Source organism: Streptomyces sp. SID486 (assembly GCF_009865385.1).
Lineage (GTDB): Bacteria > Actinomycetota > Actinomycetes > Streptomycetales > Streptomycetaceae > Streptomyces.
In genome coordinates this window covers 1-15,647 of sequence record NZ_WWJT01000683.1, presented here as the reverse complement: position 1 = coordinate 15,647, position 15,647 = coordinate 1, and the positions used below count along the sequence as shown (strand labels likewise).

General features: G+C 71.8%; 17 protein-coding genes. 13 read left to right on the top strand and 4 right to left on the bottom strand.

Annotation, left to right across the window (positions count from 1 at the left end; all coding sequences use genetic code 11):
* Window positions 1-7: 7 nt before the first annotated feature.
* The 3 genes from GT045_RS31665 to GT045_RS31655 are packed head-to-tail and all read left to right on the top strand — an operon-like array spanning window position 8 to window position 3,035.
* Window positions 8-772, top strand: coding sequence for a 4'-phosphopantetheinyl transferase superfamily protein (locus GT045_RS31665; protein ID WP_161336283.1), 765 nt, complete (start codon window positions 8-10; stop codon window positions 770-772).
* Complete coding sequence (locus GT045_RS31660) at window positions 769-1,824, top strand: methyltransferase (protein ID WP_161336282.1); 1,056 nt, start codon at window positions 769-771, stop codon at window positions 1,822-1,824. The genes GT045_RS31665 and GT045_RS31660 overlap by 4 nt, the downstream gene beginning before the upstream one ends.
* The gene (locus GT045_RS31655; protein WP_161336281.1) at window positions 1,821-3,035 is read left to right on the top strand and encodes a M20 family metallopeptidase; all 1,215 of its coding nucleotides are present in this window, start codon (window positions 1,821-1,823) and stop codon (window positions 3,033-3,035) included. Before GT045_RS31660 ends, GT045_RS31655 begins: the two co-directional genes overlap by 4 nt.
* A gap of 62 nt (window positions 3,036-3,097) precedes the next feature.
* Here GT045_RS31655 and GT045_RS31650 read toward each other — a convergent pair whose 3' ends face one another.
* Window positions 3,098-3,724 (bottom strand): pyridoxamine 5'-phosphate oxidase family protein, encoded by a 627-nt coding sequence (locus GT045_RS31650; protein ID WP_161298324.1) that lies wholly within the window; start codon window positions 3,722-3,724, stop codon window positions 3,098-3,100.
* A 206-nt stretch (window positions 3,725-3,930) separates the two neighbouring features.
* Complete coding sequence (locus GT045_RS31645; RefSeq protein WP_161336280.1) at window positions 3,931-4,563, bottom strand: bacterial transcriptional activator domain-containing protein; 633 nt, start codon at window positions 4,561-4,563, stop codon at window positions 3,931-3,933.
* Window positions 4,564-5,183: 620 nt separating this feature from the next.
* On the opposite strand from GT045_RS31645, the gene GT045_RS31640 reads away from it, so the two are divergent.
* The 6 genes from GT045_RS31640 to GT045_RS31615 all read left to right on the top strand — a co-directional run bounded on the left by GT045_RS31640 (window position 5,184) and on the right by GT045_RS31615 (window position 9,718).
* The gene (locus tag GT045_RS31640) at window positions 5,184-7,622 is read left to right on the top strand and encodes a S8 family serine peptidase (protein WP_161336279.1); all 2,439 of its coding nucleotides are present in this window, start codon (window positions 5,184-5,186) and stop codon (window positions 7,620-7,622) included.
* Window positions 7,623-7,885: 263 nt separating this feature from the next.
* Window positions 7,886-8,059, top strand: a complete 174-nt coding sequence (locus GT045_RS31635; protein WP_161297402.1) for a hypothetical protein — start codon at window positions 7,886-7,888, stop codon at window positions 8,057-8,059.
* Between the two features lie 71 nt (window positions 8,060-8,130).
* Window positions 8,131-8,313, top strand: a complete 183-nt coding sequence (locus GT045_RS31630; RefSeq protein ID WP_161297404.1) for a hypothetical protein — start codon at window positions 8,131-8,133, stop codon at window positions 8,311-8,313.
* Window positions 8,314-8,415: 102 nt separating this feature from the next.
* A complete protein-coding gene (locus GT045_RS31625; protein WP_161297406.1) occupies window positions 8,416-8,655 on the top strand; it encodes a hypothetical protein in 240 nt (79 codons plus the stop codon).
* Between the two features lie 9 nt (window positions 8,656-8,664).
* Window positions 8,665-8,841, top strand: coding sequence for a hypothetical protein (locus GT045_RS31620; RefSeq protein ID WP_161297408.1), 177 nt, complete (start codon window positions 8,665-8,667; stop codon window positions 8,839-8,841).
* Window positions 8,842-8,944: 103 nt separating this feature from the next.
* Entirely contained in the window at window positions 8,945-9,718 is a 774-nt protein-coding gene (locus GT045_RS31615; protein ID WP_161336278.1) for a glycoside hydrolase domain-containing protein, read from the top strand.
* Between the two features lie 12 nt (window positions 9,719-9,730).
* Here GT045_RS31615 and GT045_RS31610 read toward each other — a convergent pair whose 3' ends face one another.
* Complete coding sequence (locus tag GT045_RS31610) at window positions 9,731-10,960, bottom strand: glycoside hydrolase family 88 protein (RefSeq protein WP_202516456.1); 1,230 nt, start codon at window positions 10,958-10,960, stop codon at window positions 9,731-9,733.
* Between the two features lie 174 nt (window positions 10,961-11,134).
* Here GT045_RS31610 and GT045_RS31605 point away from each other — a divergent pair, with 174 nt between their 5' ends.
* From GT045_RS31605 to GT045_RS31590, 4 genes are all read left to right on the top strand, one after another.
* Window positions 11,135-11,683: a GNAT family N-acetyltransferase gene (locus tag GT045_RS31605; protein WP_161297412.1), complete on the top strand. Its 549-nt coding sequence runs from the start codon at window positions 11,135-11,137 to the stop codon at window positions 11,681-11,683.
* 134 nt (window positions 11,684-11,817) lie between these two features.
* On the top strand, window positions 11,818-12,474 hold the full coding sequence (locus GT045_RS31600) for a maleylpyruvate isomerase N-terminal domain-containing protein (protein WP_161297414.1): 657 nt from the start codon (window positions 11,818-11,820) through the stop codon (window positions 12,472-12,474).
* Between the two features lie 133 nt (window positions 12,475-12,607).
* On the top strand, window positions 12,608-13,576 hold the full coding sequence (locus tag GT045_RS31595) for a MerR family transcriptional regulator (protein WP_161297416.1): 969 nt from the start codon (window positions 12,608-12,610) through the stop codon (window positions 13,574-13,576).
* Window positions 13,577-13,737: 161 nt separating this feature from the next.
* Window positions 13,738-14,376, top strand: a complete 639-nt coding sequence (locus GT045_RS31590; protein ID WP_345942812.1) for a hypothetical protein — start codon at window positions 13,738-13,740, stop codon at window positions 14,374-14,376.
* Window positions 14,377-14,589: 213 nt separating this feature from the next.
* On the opposite strand, the gene GT045_RS31585 is transcribed toward GT045_RS31590, so the two are convergent.
* The gene (locus GT045_RS31585; RefSeq protein WP_161336277.1) at window positions 14,590-15,468 is read right to left on the bottom strand and encodes an NAD(P)-dependent oxidoreductase; all 879 of its coding nucleotides are present in this window, start codon (window positions 15,466-15,468) and stop codon (window positions 14,590-14,592) included.
* Window positions 15,469-15,647: the final 179 nt, after the last annotated feature.

Sequence of the window (15,647 nt, the reverse complement as noted above, 5' to 3'; positions counted from 1 at the left end):
GGAACCCGTGACGACGGCCCCGACCGTCGCGGTCGCGCCCACCGAGCGTCTGCTGGCCCTGCCGGGTGCGGACACCTCGGTCCTGACCGGCGCCGAGCGCCGCCGTCTCGCCGCCGCGCGCACCGGGCGGGCGCGGGCGGACTTCCTCGCCGCGCGCCTCCTGGCCCGGATGTGCGTGGCATGGCGGACCGGCGGGCCGGCCCGGGACGTCGTACTGGTGCAGCGGTGCCCGGTCTGCGCGGGTCCGCACGGCCGGCCGCACGTCAGGGGCGCCCGGTGCGCGGTCAGCTTCTCCTACGCGGACGGGGTGGTGGCGGCCTCGGCCGCCGATCACCCCGTCGGCATCGACATCGAGCGGCTGTCCGGCCCGGCCGCCCGCACCGGCACACCGGGCAACCGCGGGCTCCAGCACTTCCTGACCCGCGCGGAGATCGACCGCGTCCGCGGCTCCCCCGCTCCGCGCCCGGCGCTGCTGCGCCTCTGGGTCCGCAAGGAGGCGCTGGTCAAGGTCACCGCGCGGGGCCTGCCCGCGATGGCGGACGTGGACCTCTCGCACCTGCCGCCGCACCCCGCGGGCCGGGACCGCCCCCACCGGATCGGCCGGCATCTCCTCTACGACCTGACCGACGCGCCGTCCGACGTGGTCGGCGCGGTCGCCGTCACCGCTCCCGGTCCTCCGGCCGGCCCCGGTTCCACGGCCGCCTCCGGCATGCAGTCGCTCACCCTCGACGACCTGATCGACACCCTCGCATCCCAGGGAGAAGAACCATGACCGAGGTACAGTCCCAGCCCGAGAGCGTCGTACCGGACGCCCTGACCACCGTGCTGCTCGGGCACAACGCCTTCCAGTTCACCCGCGCCGGGGTGGAACTCGGCCTGTTCGACCTGCTGGAGCGCGCACCCGGCACGTCGCGGGAGCGGATCGGCACCGAACTGGGCCTCGCCGAGCGCTCCCTGGACATCCTGCTGCTCGGTGTCACCTCGCTGCGACTGGTCGAGCGCACCGAGGAGGGGTACTCCAACGCCCCCTCGGTCTCCGCCCTGTTCACCGGCGGCCACTGGGAACTCGTCAAGGCGGTCATCGGGTTCGAGGCGTACGTGACCTACCCGGGCCTCGTCGACTTCACCGAGTCGCTGCGCGCCAACAGCAACATCGGCCTGCGCCGGTATCCGGGCGACGGTCCCACCGTCTACCACCGGCTCAGTGAGGACCCGGAACTGCTGAAGGTCTTCTACCACTTCATGGGCACCTGGTCGGCCGTCGCCAGCAAGCACCTGATCAAGTACGGCGACTTCAGCTCCTCCCGGCGCATCCTCGACGTCGGCGGCGGGGACGCGACGATGGCCCTCGCGGTGGCCCGTGCGCATCCGGACGTCGAGGTCACGGTCCTGGAGATACCGAAGGTGGTCGAACTCGCCCGCAAGCGGGTCGAAGAGGCGGGGCTCAGTGACCGCGTGAAGGTCGTCGAGGGCGACATCTTCGCCGGTGACTACCCCGAGGGACACGACACGGTGATGTTCGTGCACCAGCTGCAGATCTGGCCGCAGGACCGCATCCGGGTGCTGCTGGGCCACGCGCACGCCGTGCTGCCCGACAGCGGCCGGGTGCTGATCCTGAACTCCATGTCCGAGGACGACTACGACGGCCCCCTCATGGCCGCCCTGGCCAGCCCCTTCTTCGCGGCGGTCGCGGGAGAGGGCGGGATGCTCTACTCGTGGGAGGGCTACGAGAAGTCGCTGAAGGAGGTCGGGTTCGACCTGGTGCGGCGCACCCGCTGCACCGAGGCCATCACCCCGCACGGCATCATCACGGCGGTCAAGTGACCTCGCGGGAGCCCGGACCCGGCCTCGTGGAGGACCTCGTACGGCTGCGCGAGGACCTCCACCGGGAGCCGGAACTCGGGCTGGACCTCCCGCGGACCCAGGCCAAGGTGCTCGCGGCGCTCGACGGACTGCCGCTGGAGATCACGACGGGCACCGGACTGTCCTCGGTCACCGCGGTACTGCGCGGCGGGGGCACGGACGCGGCCCCCGGCGACCGGCCCGTCGTGCTGCTGCGCGCCGACATGGACGCGCTGCCGCTGACGGAGACGAGCGGAGTGCCCTACGCCTCCGAGACCGAGGGCCGGATGCACGCCTGCGGGCACGATCTGCACACGGCCATGCTGGTCGGCGCGGCCCGGCTGCTCGCGCGGGAGCGGGCCGGGCTGCGCGGTGACGTGGTCCTCATGTTCCAGCCGGGCGAGGAGGGGCATCACGGTGCGCGGCTGATGATCGAGGAAGGGGTGCTGGACGCCGCCGGCCGGCGCCCGGACGCGGCCTACGCGATCCACGTGGCGTCCTCGATGCTGCCCGCCGGATGGCTGCTGACCCGCAAGGGTCCGCTGCTGGCCGGAGGTGACGTCCTGAACGTGACCGTCCGGGGCCGGGGCGGGCACGACTCCCAGCCGCACCTGCTCAAGGACCCGGTTCCCGCCGCGTGCGAGATGACGCTGGCCCTGCAGACGTTCGCGAGCCGGGGCTTCGATCCCTTCGACCCGGTGCTGCTGTCGGTCGGCAGCATCCACGCCGGTACGTCGGCCAACGTCATCCCGGACGAGGCGGAGTTGAAGATCGGAGTCCGGACCTTCGGTCCGGCCGCCAAGGCGAAGGTCCTCGACGGGGTGACCCGGGTGCTGGAAGGCGTCGCCGCGGCCCACGGGGTGACGGTGACGGTGGACCACGCCATGGACTACCCGGTCACGGTCGTGGACCCGGCCGAGGCGGACTTCGCGGCCGGCACGGTCGAGCGGCTGCTGGGGCCGGGCAGGCTCATCTGGTCACCGAACGCGCTGAGCCCCTCGGAGGACTTCTCCTTCGTCCTCGGGCAGGTGCCCGGGGCGATGCTCTTCCTCGGTGCCTGCCCACCCGACCGCGACCCGGCGAAGGCCAGCTTCAACCACAGCCCCGACGCGGTCTTCGGTCACGAGGTGCTCGGGGACGGTGCCCGGCTGCTCGCCGCCCTGGCCGAGGAACGGCTGGCCGCGGCCGGCTGACCCCGGCCACGGCCACGGCCACGGCCACGGCGCTGGACCGCCGGCACGGCTCGGGGCGCGGATCAGTCCCGCGCCCCGAGCCGTGAGCGCAGTTCCCGGTTCTCCTCCTCCAGTTCCGCGATCCGCCCGTACACCCGCTCCAGGGCGCCCGCGAGTTCGGCCTCGGAGAACCGCGGGGTGATGTGCTTCGCGCAGTTCCAGGCGAAGCCCTCCACGCGCACGACGAGCAGCGATTCCGCCTGTCCCTCGGTACGCGCGTCCGCCGACCGCCCGTGCAGCCGCGCGAATTCACCCGGGTCGCGGATCTCGGCCCGGCCGAGGACCTTCAGCCGGGTGCGGTGCGCGTAATCCATGAAGAACAGCGACACCCGGTCGTTTCCCCGGAGGTTTCCGGCCGTGATGTACTGACGGTTGCCCCGCACGTCGAGCAGGGCCAGCGTCTCCTCGTCCAGGACGTGCACGAATCCCGGCGGCCCGCCCCGGAACTGGATGTACGGCCAGCCCGTCGCACTCACGGTGGCTAGGTAGAACCCGTCGCGGGCACCGATGAACGCGGCCTCGGTGGCGCCCATGCGGTCGGTACACCCCGGATCTCCGGCGAGCAGCCGCTCCATGGCGGAGGCGCTCCCCCGCTCTTCCTGGACACGCCGGACGTCCTGCGTGAAGGCCACCTGGGCGTAACGGCTCATGCGGCGCCGCCTCCATTTCCGAGCAATCCGAGAAAACAGCAGGGCGAGCGGAAGACGCAGCGGAGAACACCCTAGTTCAGAAGTCCGTCAGGTCTCCATGCGTTCGGTGAACACCACCCGGGTGTCCACCGAGGTCCGGCGGCCCGCCCGCAGCCCGCCCCCGCGCGCAGTGCCGCGGACCGGCCGGGGCGGCTGCGCGCTACGCACTACGCGGACAACCGCCGTCCCACCCTCAACTCCTCGACCAGTTCACTCATCCGTTGCGACGGGGAGATGCTCAGCTCGCGTTCGAGGAGGTCCTTGTAGTTCCGGTAGCACCGGAAGGCGCTCGCCACGTTTCCCTCCGCCAGGTGCACTTCCATGACGATGCGGTGGGCGGTCTCGCGTACGGGGTCGATGCCCACGGCCGCCAGGGCCACCTGGAGCGCGGGGACGAACCGCTGCGCCGCCTGGAGCTGCTGGGCCAGCGTCTCCAGGGCGTGGAGGCGGAGTTGGTCCCACCGTTCCCGCTCCAGGACGAGCCAGTCCTCGGGCCACTCCGGCAGGAGCTCCTGGCGCAGGTCGTCGATCAGCCCTGCTTCGGCCCCCGCAGGGGGGCCGAGCCTTGCGGTCACGTCGTCGGCGGCCTTGCTCACCTCGTACAGGTCGACCCGGACGGTCGGTGACAGGCGCAGACTCTGGCCGGTCACCTCGACGACCGCCGCGGGGCAGGCGCGCCGGGCGTGGCACAAGGCGGACCGAAGGTTGCCGGCCGCTCTGCACGGGGTGCAGTCGGGCCACAAGTGCTCGGCAGCCCAGGCCCGCTGCGCGCCGTCGTTCTGCAGAGCGAGAAAAGCCAAGAGGCGCTGGGCTCCCAGCGGCAGGGAGAGCCCCGAGCCGTTATGTGAAAGTTCGAATGACTTCAGCAGCTGAAGTCGTGCGTCGCTTCCAAACACTCCACCACTGTGCCGTCAGCATGGGACGGCCGCATGTGCAGCGGGAATCGGCCGGCACCGGATGCGGAAGGGATCCGCGCAGGTCACATCTCTCCCGATCCGCGCTTTTCGGTCGGAAAACGCGCCGGAAACGCCCGGGGAACGCAATTCGAACGGCCCGCACAACACCTGATGAGCCGGTTCGGACACGACTTGTGTGCCCGAACATACTATTCCCCGTTCAATAACACTGACAATCCCGGTCACGGGTCTGCTCTCCCCTCCGCCCACGGAGATTTTCCGGCCCCCTCGAGGACCTGCGCCGAGCTGCGAGGTCCACGGGACCGGCAGCCCCCGGCCACGCCGCCTCGACGCGGCCTTGACGTCCGCTCAACGAGCCGGCAACGGCGTGGTGCGACGGTCGGAGACGGAAGGTGCTCCGGAAGTGAGGCCGCGACCAGAACGGCGGCTTCTCTTCCTCCGCTCTCCCCCTTGTTCCCCTGCATGCCCGCGCGGCCTCAGCCGGCGGCGGAGAAGTGGATCCGATGAAAGTTCGCTCGGTGCTCGACGGTCTCGCCTCCGAGGAGGAACTGCTCGGCGACGACCGGGTCTGCGTCGCGGTGCTGGACGGACCGGTGGACCTTCGCCACCCGTGCTTCACGGACGGGCGTCTGACGAGGATCAGCACGCTCGTGCAGGAAGAGGCCGGACCGGGGCTCATGTCGCTGCACGGCAGCCACGTCGCCAGTCTCCTGTTCGGCCGGCCGGGCAGTCCGGTGACCGGCATGGTGCCGCGCTGCCGCGGTCTGCTCCTGCCGATCTTCCGGGACACCGCCGAAGGGCGCGTCCCCCAGCTGGACCTGGCCCGTGCGATCGAGCAGGCCGTGGAGCACGGTGCGCATGTCATCAACATCAGCGGCGGCCAGCGCACGGCCGACGGACAGTCCGAGGGCATGCTCGAACGGGCGCTCCAGCTGTGTGACGACAGGGGTGTCCTGGTGGTGGCGGCCGTCGGCAACGACGGGTGCGACTGCCTCCAGGTACCGGCGGCGGCCCCGTCCGTGCTCGCCGTCGGCGCGGCAGGCACCGACGGGGAGCCTCTGGAGACGAACAACTGGGGGGCGGGGTACCGCAGAAATGGCGTCATCGCCCCAGGTCAGGACATCGTGGGTGCGGCCCCGGGCGGAGGCGTCAGGACGCTGACCGGGAGCAGCTTCGCCACCCCGGCGGTGTCCGGCACGGCCGCCCTGCTGATAGCCGCTCAGCTACGCCGAGGGCGTGAGCCCGATCCCCGGGAGGCGGGGCGGATCATCCTGGCCACCGCACAAGCCCCCGCCTGCGCCCCGGAGGACGCACCCCGCTGCCGCCGCTTTCTGGTCGGCCGGCTGGACGCGCCACGGGCGTACGAGCGGATCACCGGCGGCGGCGGTGCTCCGTCCGGAGTGCCGGACGACGCGCCGGAGACGGGCGTGGCGCCGACACAGGAACCGGCCCCTGCCCACCGACAGGACGGCCCGGGTGAAGACGACATACGCGAGGGAGCTCACGCCATGGAAACGAACCACCCGAACTCGGTCTCACCGCAGGACGGCAGCCTGCCGGCCCACGACGCGGGCCCCGGCATCGGTACACCTCCCCAGCTGGTGCCGGAAGGCGAGGCGGCGCACTCGTCCGTCGCCCCCGCCTGCGGATGTGGCGGCGACGGTGCGGGGCCGGAGGCGGAGGCGGCCGACGCGGCGCAGAGTCCGCGTGCTCCGCAGGCCGCGGCCGTCACCGGAGACGGTGGCGGCTGGAGCACGGCCGCCGGTCAGCCGCCGCTGCGCGAACCGGGCGGCGGTGTCCCCCACCCGCCCGGCGCCGGGGTGGCCGCCGCCTGCGCGCCGGCACCCGTGAGTGCCCCGCCGCCCTTGGTGTACGCCATCGGGAGGATCAACTTCGACTTCGGGACCGAGGCACGCCGCGACAGCTTCCGTCAGCAGATGGGGTTCACCACGCTCCCCCAGCCGGACAGTGAGGGCCGGCCCGTCTACCGGGAGGCGAACCCGTACGACCCGCGTCAGATGCGCGACTACCTCTCCGTCAACCCCTGGGCTTCGGACAAGCTCATCTGGACCCTGGAGATCGACCGCACCCCGATCTACGCGCTTGAGGCCGAGCCGGCCTTCGGGATGGACTGGGGCGGGCCGGTCGAGCCGCCCCCGGACCGGCGCCCCGGCGACACCCCGGGCCTCACCGACAGTTACTACCCGCCCGTGTCCCGGGTGTACAAGATGTTCCGCGACGCGGTCTGGGGGCAGGTCGGCGAGCAGCCCCTGCAGAACCCGGGGGCGGCGGACCAGCCGCAGGGCATGGCCGCCGCGCAACGGCAGGGCCGCGGGGACACCGGGGCCGAGCAGCCCCGGGACTACATCTCCCGGGTATCGGTCCCCGGTGTGCTGACCGGGGACACCGTCAGGCTGTTCTCCGGTCAGCTCGTGCCCAAGGTCCGGGTCGACGCGCGGGGGGTGCATCTCTGGAACGAGACGGCGCTGGTCGACGCCGTGCTCCAGGCGATCACCAAGCATGACGCCGAGAACCCGGAGCTGAGCGTCCACGAGGCAGACGTGCGGATGACCGTCCGCGCGTTCCTCGACAAGGTCTACTACCAGTTCCGCAACCTGGGGCAGACCTCCGCCGACCGTGCCCTCAACTACGCCGGGACCAACGCGTACAACGTCGGCAACGAGATCGCGGAGGGGCTCCTGTCGTCCTCGTACGTGCCCGCGCCCCCCGAGGCCCGGAGCCACCTGTACACGCTGGACACCATCACCGTCAGGAAGAGCGCCTTCGAGCGCATGGGATCGGACTGCCAGGACGTGATCGTCAGTTTCATCGACCCGGAGAACGACCGGCGCGCCCGCGTCTCGTACCTGTTCCCCGTCGACGTCAACGAACCGACGCCGATCACGCTCGGACCGCCCCACCGCTTCCTCGGTGACTTCTGAACGGCTCCACAACCGACCCGCTGGAAGTGAGGTCCGCCATGACATCGGAGAAACCGGCCACGACACTGCCGCTCCAGGCGCCACCGGTAGTGCGCTCGGAGGGAGGAGTTCCCGCCGTGCACGGACCGGGCCAGGGCGTGGACGCTGCCGGTAAGTGCAGCCAACTGACCGGCGCCGCACGCCAGATGTGTCTCGCCTCGCGCGGTGTCTTCATCTGACGGAAGGGGCGAGACACCCTTCCGCACCTCGGAAAGGAGAGAACGGTGTTCGAACGCAACGAGCAGACCGAGCAGGTCGGGGGCCACCGGCCACCCGCCTCGCCGGCGATGCCGCAGCAGGCCCCGCCGGTCGACCGCACCCGCACCACGCCGCTCACCCCGGAGCACGGCTCCGGCGTCGAGGCGGCCGGGCTCCTGCGGATGATCCTGGGCATCTGAGGTCCCCGCAGTGATCCGACGGATGAGACGGCCGGTGGGACAGCCCCACCGGGAAGGAAAGGACGACGACCATGTTCGAACGCACCGAGACCGACGAGCGGGACAGGGGCACCGGTCTGCCCCTGTCGCCGGCGATGCCGCAGCAGGCCCCGCCGGTCGACCGTACGCGCACCACGGCACCCGAGCCCGAGGACGGCTCCGGCGTCGCGGCCAGCTTCAATCTGGGCGGCTTCCTCAAGGACGTACTGCTCTGACACCGCCTTTCAGACCGCGCCGGTACGTCCGGGCCCGCTCCGGGCACCGGCGCGGTACCCCCGAGGGTCCCCTGCGGACACGGGGACGGAGAGGTGACCGCAATGGCACTCAATCTGCCGGTCCAGGGCGTGATCTACCGCCGGAGGCAGCCGGAGCCGTTCCTGGTGCGCACGGCGTTCGAGGACGACGACGGCACGCCGAGCGTGATGGAGCACGAGATAGGCGGTGCGCACGGGCACGATCCCAGGGATCCGGGCCCCTGGTTCTGCGCCCCCGCCATGGGTTTCGGCTGCGACACCGCGGCAGGCGCCGACCCGGCCGGCGCACCGGACATCCTCTGAGGAGGAGAGATGAACGACCACTCCGTACGAGAACTGCCACGCCAGGTACCGGCCCTGCTGGCCCTGCCGCGACAGGTGCCCGCAGTCGACCGCGTGTCGGTCCCGTCGCGGCACGACGACACAGCCGGAGTCGAGGCCGACTTCCTGCCGCTGCTCGCCGGGCTGCTGGGACGGCTGATCGTGTGAGGCAGTGCGCGTCCCCGGTGCCCGCCCACGCTCCCGTGGCCGGGCACCGGGCCCGGCAGGACGGCTCGGCCGGGCAGCGCACCGGAGGACGAAGGGAAGAACGATGGCTTTCGCAGGAATCGACCGGCTCGCTTATCCCGGCAACGCGTTCATGGCAGGGCTGATGACGAACACCAACCTGCTGTGGACCGGCTTCTACCTCGCGCCGGCACCGTCGCAGGGGAACACCAGCTGGATGGCCCACCTGGCAGACCTGCGGGCCATGGGCCCCGGCTGGGGGGTCGCACCGGTCTTCGTGGGACAGCAGCATCCGAACGGGCCGGGCTCCCACACACTCACGGCCGAGCAGGGCAGAAAGGACGCCGTGAGTGCGGCACAGCTCGCGGATCAGGCCGGTTTCGCGTCGGGGGACGAGGCGGACCTGCCCGGGTACCCGAGGATCTACCTGGACATCGAAATAGGCGGGACGTTGCCGTCGAACTTCGTCTCCTACGTGAACGCCTGGTGTGAGGTGATCCGTTCGGACCAGACGGCCTACCTGCCGGCGGTCTACTGCTCCTTCAAGGACACCGCGGCCCAACTCCTCGCAAGTAACGACGACTTGATCGTATGGGTCTTCAACATCAACCAGTTTCTTCACCATCACGACCAGGCTCTGCCGGATCCCGCCACATTCCTCGTCCCGGAACCCACGGAGTCCGGGTTCGCCGGGGCCACGGCCTGGCAGTGGATCCAGGGCTTCGCCTCGGTCACCACGACGCTTCCCGACGGAAGCGCGAAGACCGTGAACAACTGGGACCTCGACTCGTCGGACGCACCGGACCCCTCCCACCCCGCCAGGACGTGGGACGACGGGACGGGTACCTGGGGCGTGTGACGCCCCCCGGCGTCACCCGTGCTGTGACAGGTCGATCGCACGGTCGACCTCGGCGGGCCGGAGCACGCGGAGGATGCCTTCGAGCAGGTAGTAGTCGGCGTAGGGCAGGGAGATCTCGATGCCGTCCTCGGCCGGGCGGTTGCGGGTGCAGCGGGCCACGACCGCCTCGGCCCGGGTCGACTTCCGCGTGAGGCAGGTGTCCGCCAGCGCGGTGAGCAGACGCAGTGCCACCTCGCGGTAGGTACGGTGGCCCGTCGCCGCGTACAGGTCGAGCAGTCCGCACGCCATGACGGCCCCGGCGGAGGCGTCCTTGACGTCGTGCGGCTGTTGCGGCGCACGGTAGTCCCAGACCGGCACGTGGTCCGGGCTCAGCGCCCCGATGGCGAAGTCGGCGAGTCTGCGCGCGGTGTCCCGGAAGCCCGTCTCACCGGTCCTGCGGTACATCGTGGTGAACCCGTAGATCCCCCATGCCTGACCCCGCGACCAGCACGAGGCGGGGCTGTAGCCCTGCACCGTGCCCGGACCGATCGCCGCGCCGGTGTCGGGGTCGAAGTCGAAGACGTGCGGGGTGGAGCCGTCCGGGCGGGGGAAGACGCGCTGGGCGGTCCTCGCGTGCTCCACGGCGATGTCCAGATACCTGCCGTCGCCGGTCTGCCGGCCGGCGAAGGCCAGCAGATCGAGGTTCATCATGGTGTCCATGATCACGCGGCCGGCGTCGGCGGTGTCCGTCAGCGCTCCCCATGCCCGGATGAACTTTCCGCGCGGGTTGTAGCGCCGCGTCAGGGAGTCCGCCGCCCGGATCGCTCCGGTCCGCCATTCGTCGTCGCCGGTCAGGCGCCAGGCGGTGACCCAGGAGGGGTAGAAGAGGAAGCCGAGGTCGTGCGTGCTCGTGTCGTACTGGCGCGGAGCCAGGTTCCGGGCCGACTCGACCGCCCAGGTGCGGAAGGCGTCGTCTCCGCTGTGCAGCCATGCCATCCACAGCGTCCCGGGCCAGAAACCGCCCACCCAGTCGCCGTTGCGCGAGTACGTCCATTTCTCGAACTTGGTGCCGACCGGGAAACCCGTCACGCCGGGGGCGACGGCACGGACCTTCTCCACGGCGTAGTCCGCCGCCTCGCGGAGCGTCCGCAGGGTCCCTGCCGTGTCGTGCCGGTCCGCAGCCGCCGCGGCCGGTGCCGCGGACGCGCCCACAGCCGCCGCACCGGCCGCCGTGGCCAGCAACATCCGTCGGGAAACACTCATGCTCGGCCTCCAACTCCGCTGTTCACGAGAGAAGTTGGCCGAGCTTTGCACACCATCATCGATCGTGTACACCCACATGGGCACAGTTCATCGATGTGAACGGCGGGGGCGGGTGATCTTCCCCTCTCCCCGTCCGGACGGCAGGATGAGGGGGTCGCGCTACGAAGGGGAGACATGACCGGTCAGTGGGTGAGGCTCGAACTCGACGTCGCCGCGTTCGACGCCTCCGCGTACGAGACGTATGTCGACCGGTGTCGCGCGGCGGGCATCCGCCTGACGACCCTCGCCGAACTGGGCGACACACCGGAGCACCGGCGCGCCCTGTACGAACTGAACAAGGAGTGCTCGGCCGACATCCCCGAACGCGGCGCCTTCTACTCGTTCGAGGAGTACGCCGAACGGCGGTTCGCCGCCGCCGGCTACGACCCGCGCGGTGTCGTGATCGCCCTCGACGGCGACACCTGGATCGGCATGGCGGCGACCTCCGTCCACGAGGGCTTCGTGTTCAACGAGATGACCGGCGTGCGGGCCGCCTACCGCGGCCGCGGCATCTCGATCGCCATGAAGACCCTGGGACTGCGCTTCGCGAGGGAGTGCGGGGCGGCCCGGGTCCGGACCTTCCACCACCCGGCGAACGCGAACGCGATAGCCATGAACCGCAGGATGGGATTCGTGGACGAGGGCCTGCTCGACGCCAGGGGCACACAGCCCGCGCCCCGGTAGCGGCCGAGCCGCACGTCGTGTGCTCCAGGGGCGCGCGTGCGGGGGCCGCCCGCACGCGGGTTGACCCGGTCGGACTCGGCCGGGCCGGGGGGAAACCGGTCGAAGGGCTGGGCGGACGCTGCTAGTTTGCGGTCGTGGATCTCTTCTCCCACTCGTGGGCGGCTCTGCGTACGGCGGTGGCCGGGCTCGCCGACGAGGACTTCGCGCGGCCGTCCGGCTGTACCGGCTGGCTCGTCCGGGACCTGGTGTGCCATCTGGTCGTCGACGCCCAGGACGTGCTGATCACCCTGGCGACGCCCACCACGGCGGAGCCGACCCGCGACGCGGTGACCTACTGGGCCGTCTCGGACACACCGCCGTCCGGCGACGACCCGCTGGACGCGCTGACGGTCCGGCTGGCCGCCGCGTACGAGGAACCGCGGCTGCTGAAGTTCCACCTGGACGACGTCGGTTCCGCCGCGGGGCGCGCGGCCGGCCTGGCCGACCCCGAACAGCGGGTCGCCACGCAGGACATGGTCCTCACGGTGCGCGACTACCTCTCCGCCTACGTGCTGGAGTGGACCCTGCACCATCTGGACCTGACCGCACACCTCCCGGGAGCCCCGCCGCCTCCCGCCGAGGGGCTCGCCCGCTCGCGCGCGATGCTGGAGCGGATCGCCGGGACGGCCTTCCCCGCGTCCTGGTCCGACCGGCAGGCGCTGCGGATCGGCACGGGACGCCGTGCCCCCACCGAGGCCGAGCGGTCTGAACTGGGCCCGTCGGCCGCACGGCTCCCGCTCGTCCTGGGGTAGCGCGGACGCGGGCCGCCGGTCCACGGAGGCCGACGGCACCAAACGGCACGCGGCCGGCCGCCGCGCGGCGCCACCGGGCGCGCTTGACCTTGCCCCTGGGGACAAGGTTTAGCGTGAGGCCGAGGTGAGCGACATGAAGATCAGTGAACTGGCGCGCCACGCGGACGTGACGGCCAAGGCGGTGCGGTACTACGAATCGCTCGGGTTGATCACGCCCGAGCGGCTCCCGAACGGATACCGGAGCTACACGCAGGACGACCTGCGTCTCGTGCGGGAGATCCGTACGCTCCACCGGCTGGGGATCCCCGTCGAGCGCACGCGGCCCTTCCTGGAGTGCCTGACGGCCGGCCGGGCGCACGCCGACGACTGCCCGGCCTCGCTGGCGGGTTACCGCGCGGCCATCGACGAACTGACCGAGCGCATCGAGGCGCTGACCGCCCGCCGCGCCACGCTGATCACCCACCTGACCGCGGCGGCCCACCGGGGCAGCACGGTGGCACCGCCCGGACCGTCCGCTACGGACGGCGGGGACCATCTCACGCTGCCCGCCGGCCTGCCTGTCCCCGAGGACGACGGCGCCACGGACCGGCTGGCCGGCACGCCGGTGCCGCACCTCGCCCTCGCGGCCACCTCGGGCAAGGAGGTCCGGCTCGCGGAACTCGGACCGCGACGGACCGTCCTCTACGTCTATCCGCTCACCGGCCGCCCCGGCACCGACCTGCCGGAGGGCTGGAACTCCATCCCCGGCGCCCGCGGTTGCACCACCGAGGCCTGCGGCTTCCGCGACCACTTCCAGGAGCTGCTCGACGCCGGGGCCGGACGGGTGTACGGGGTGTCCAGCCAGGACACCGGATACCAGCGGGAGGTCGTGGAGCGGCTGCGGCTGCCATTCGACATGCTCTCGGACCCGGCGCTCGGCCTGGCGGACGCCCTGCGGCTGCCGACGTTCGAGGCCGGCGGGGCAAGGCTGTTCAAGCGGCTGACACTCGTCGTACGCGACGGGGTGATCGAGCATGTCTTCTATCCCGTCTTCCCGCCGGACGCACATGCCGAGCAGGTCCTGACGTGGCTGCGCGACAACCCCGTGGGAAGCTCCGTGTGACACATGTGCGCCGTCTCCCGTGGCGTTCGGTCGGCCGTTCCCACCCCGCGAACGGTGAAAACAGGTCGACCCGCCCGTATCATCCAGGTGTCGCACCGTCAGGAGCGGAGGGAAAGATGCCGGAAAGCGCTGGACCCGTCACCGAATTGGCCTCTCAATACGTGAGCCAGGTGACGAACGACCTCGATCGCAACCTCAAGGAACAGGAACGCATCACGGCCGAAATCGCGTCCCTGCAAGAACAGTTGACCGCACTGCAGCACGACCACTCCATCCTGCTGAACATGCGGCAGGCACTCGGCATCGCGGCACCGGCCGGCAGCACGGTCGTACCTTCGCCCCGGAAGAAGAGCGGCGGCACCCGGCGCACCGAGGACGGGAAGCAGACGGCCGGAAAGGCGGCGGCGAGGAAACCGTCGTCGCCGAAGGCCGCCGCGGCGAAGGAGTCGACGGTACCGAAGACGGCCGCGGCCAAGAGCTCGACGGCGCCGAAGACGGCCGCGGCCAAGGGCTCGACGGCGCCGAGGCCGGCTTCCGAGCCCGGGCAGCCCACGCTCATCGAACTCGTCCGCCGGCATCTCGCCGAGCAGAGCGAGCCGCGCTCCGCGGCCGAGGTCACCGAAGCGCTGGGCCAGGAGCATCCCGACCGCGGGGTGCAGACCAAGGTCGTCCGCACGACCCTGGAGAACCTCGTCGCCCGCAACCTCGCCCACCGCAGCAAGCAGGGCTCGTCCGTCTTCTACACCGTGCCGGCGGAAGCCTCGCGCGAGAAGCCGGAGGGCTCCGGCGCCGCCGAGTGACACCGGCCGCCTCTCGCACGCGCCGGTGGGCCGTCGTGACGTCAGCCCGGTGACCGGGTGCCCGGTACCGGGCGACGACGTGCTTCGGGTGGCTGCCCCGCCGGGCGGCGAGGCCGACACCGTTGCGGGCTGCCCCGCCGGGCGGCGAGGCCGACACCGTTGCGGGCTGCCCCGCCGGGCGGCGAGGGCGACGCCGTTGCGCGAGGCGGTCGTTCAGTCGGCGAAGCTGGCGAAGTAGGCGGCGGCCATGTCCTCGTCGCCGTGACCCTGCGCGGCGGCCCGCTCCAGCCGCTCAGCGCTCGCGGCTGCCACGTCCAGGCGGACCCCGTGCTCCTCGGCCGCCCGGACGATGAGCCGGGCGTCCTTGACGGCGGTGACCACGGCGAACTGCGGCGGGGTCAGCCGGTCGTCGAGGATGAGCCGGGACTTGGCATGCAGGTATCCCATGTCGAGCGGGCCGCCGGCGATGGCGTCGAAGAAGCCCTGCGGGTCCACGCCGAGTGCCTGCGCCAGGGCCAGGACCTCACCGACAGCGGCCGTGGCCGCGATGACCCAGCTGTTGGCGACCAGCTTCAGCCGGGTCGCGGAGCCGGCCGCGCCGTCCTCCCCGGTCCACACGGTACGGGCGCCGACCGCGTCGAACACCGGGGTCACGGCGGCGCGGTGCTCGCTCGGCCCCGCGGCGAGGACGAGGAGTTGCCCGTCCTCGGCGGGCTGCCGGGTGCCCAGCACCGGCACGTCGAAGAAGACCAGGCCGTGCTCGCGGGCGAAGGCGGCGAGTTCGCCGACGGCCTCGATGCCGGCGGTGGTGGACTGCACCCAGGCGGCGCCGGGAGCCAGCGCGGGGGCGGCCTCGCGCATGACGTCCAGGGCTGCCGGTCCGTCGTAGAGCATGGTCAGGACGACATCGGCGCCCTCGACCGCCTCGGCGGGGGTGCCGGCGACGTGCGCGCCGTCGGCGGCGAGCGGTTCGGCCTTGGCGCGGGTGCGGTTCCAGGCGCGGACGGTGTGTCCGGCGCGTACGAGGTTACGGGCCATCGCGGCGCCCATGATGCCGGTGCCCAGGACACTTACGGTGAGCTTCTCGGTCATGACCTCAACTTCCTGAAGACTGTGGGGCGTGGGCGGTCCGGGCGCGCGGGCCGGCCGGTCCGCGCCCCTCGGTGAGGATGCGGACCCGGGCCACCGGACCGATCTTCTCCCGGCCGGAGGTGCGGTGGTGCGCCGGGCCGCTCCCGCGGCGCGCCGCCCTGCCCTGCGCCCGGGGGCCG

Bases quoted from the DNA above. Each gene is read 5' to 3' on its own strand.
- GT045_RS31660 (WP_161336282.1), top strand. From the start codon at position 769: ATGACCGAGGTACAGTCCCAGCCCGAGAGCGTCGTACCGGACGCCCTG.
- GT045_RS31650 (WP_161298324.1), bottom strand. From the start codon at position 3,724: ATGAGCCGTTACGCCCAGGTGGCCTTCACGCAGGACGTCCGGCGTGTC.
- GT045_RS31640 (WP_161336279.1), top strand. From the start codon at position 5,184: ATGAAAGTTCGCTCGGTGCTCGACGGTCTCGCCTCCGAGGAGGAACTG.
- GT045_RS31630 (WP_161297404.1), top strand. From the start codon at position 8,131: ATGTTCGAACGCACCGAGACCGACGAGCGGGACAGGGGCACCGGTCTG.
- GT045_RS31625 (WP_161297406.1), top strand. From the start codon at position 8,416: ATGGCACTCAATCTGCCGGTCCAGGGCGTGATCTACCGCCGGAGGCAG.
- GT045_RS31620 (WP_161297408.1), top strand. From the start codon at position 8,665: ATGAACGACCACTCCGTACGAGAACTGCCACGCCAGGTACCGGCCCTG.
- GT045_RS31615 (WP_161336278.1), top strand. From the start codon at position 8,945: ATGGCTTTCGCAGGAATCGACCGGCTCGCTTATCCCGGCAACGCGTTC.
- GT045_RS31610 (WP_202516456.1), bottom strand. From the start codon at position 10,960: ATGAGTGTTTCCCGACGGATGTTGCTGGCCACGGCGGCCGGTGCGGCG.
- GT045_RS31605 (WP_161297412.1), top strand. From the start codon at position 11,135: ATGACCGGTCAGTGGGTGAGGCTCGAACTCGACGTCGCCGCGTTCGAC.
- GT045_RS31595 (WP_161297416.1), top strand. From the start codon at position 12,608: ATGAAGATCAGTGAACTGGCGCGCCACGCGGACGTGACGGCCAAGGCG.
- GT045_RS31585 (WP_161336277.1), bottom strand. From the start codon at position 15,468: ATGACCGAGAAGCTCACCGTAAGTGTCCTGGGCACCGGCATCATGGGC.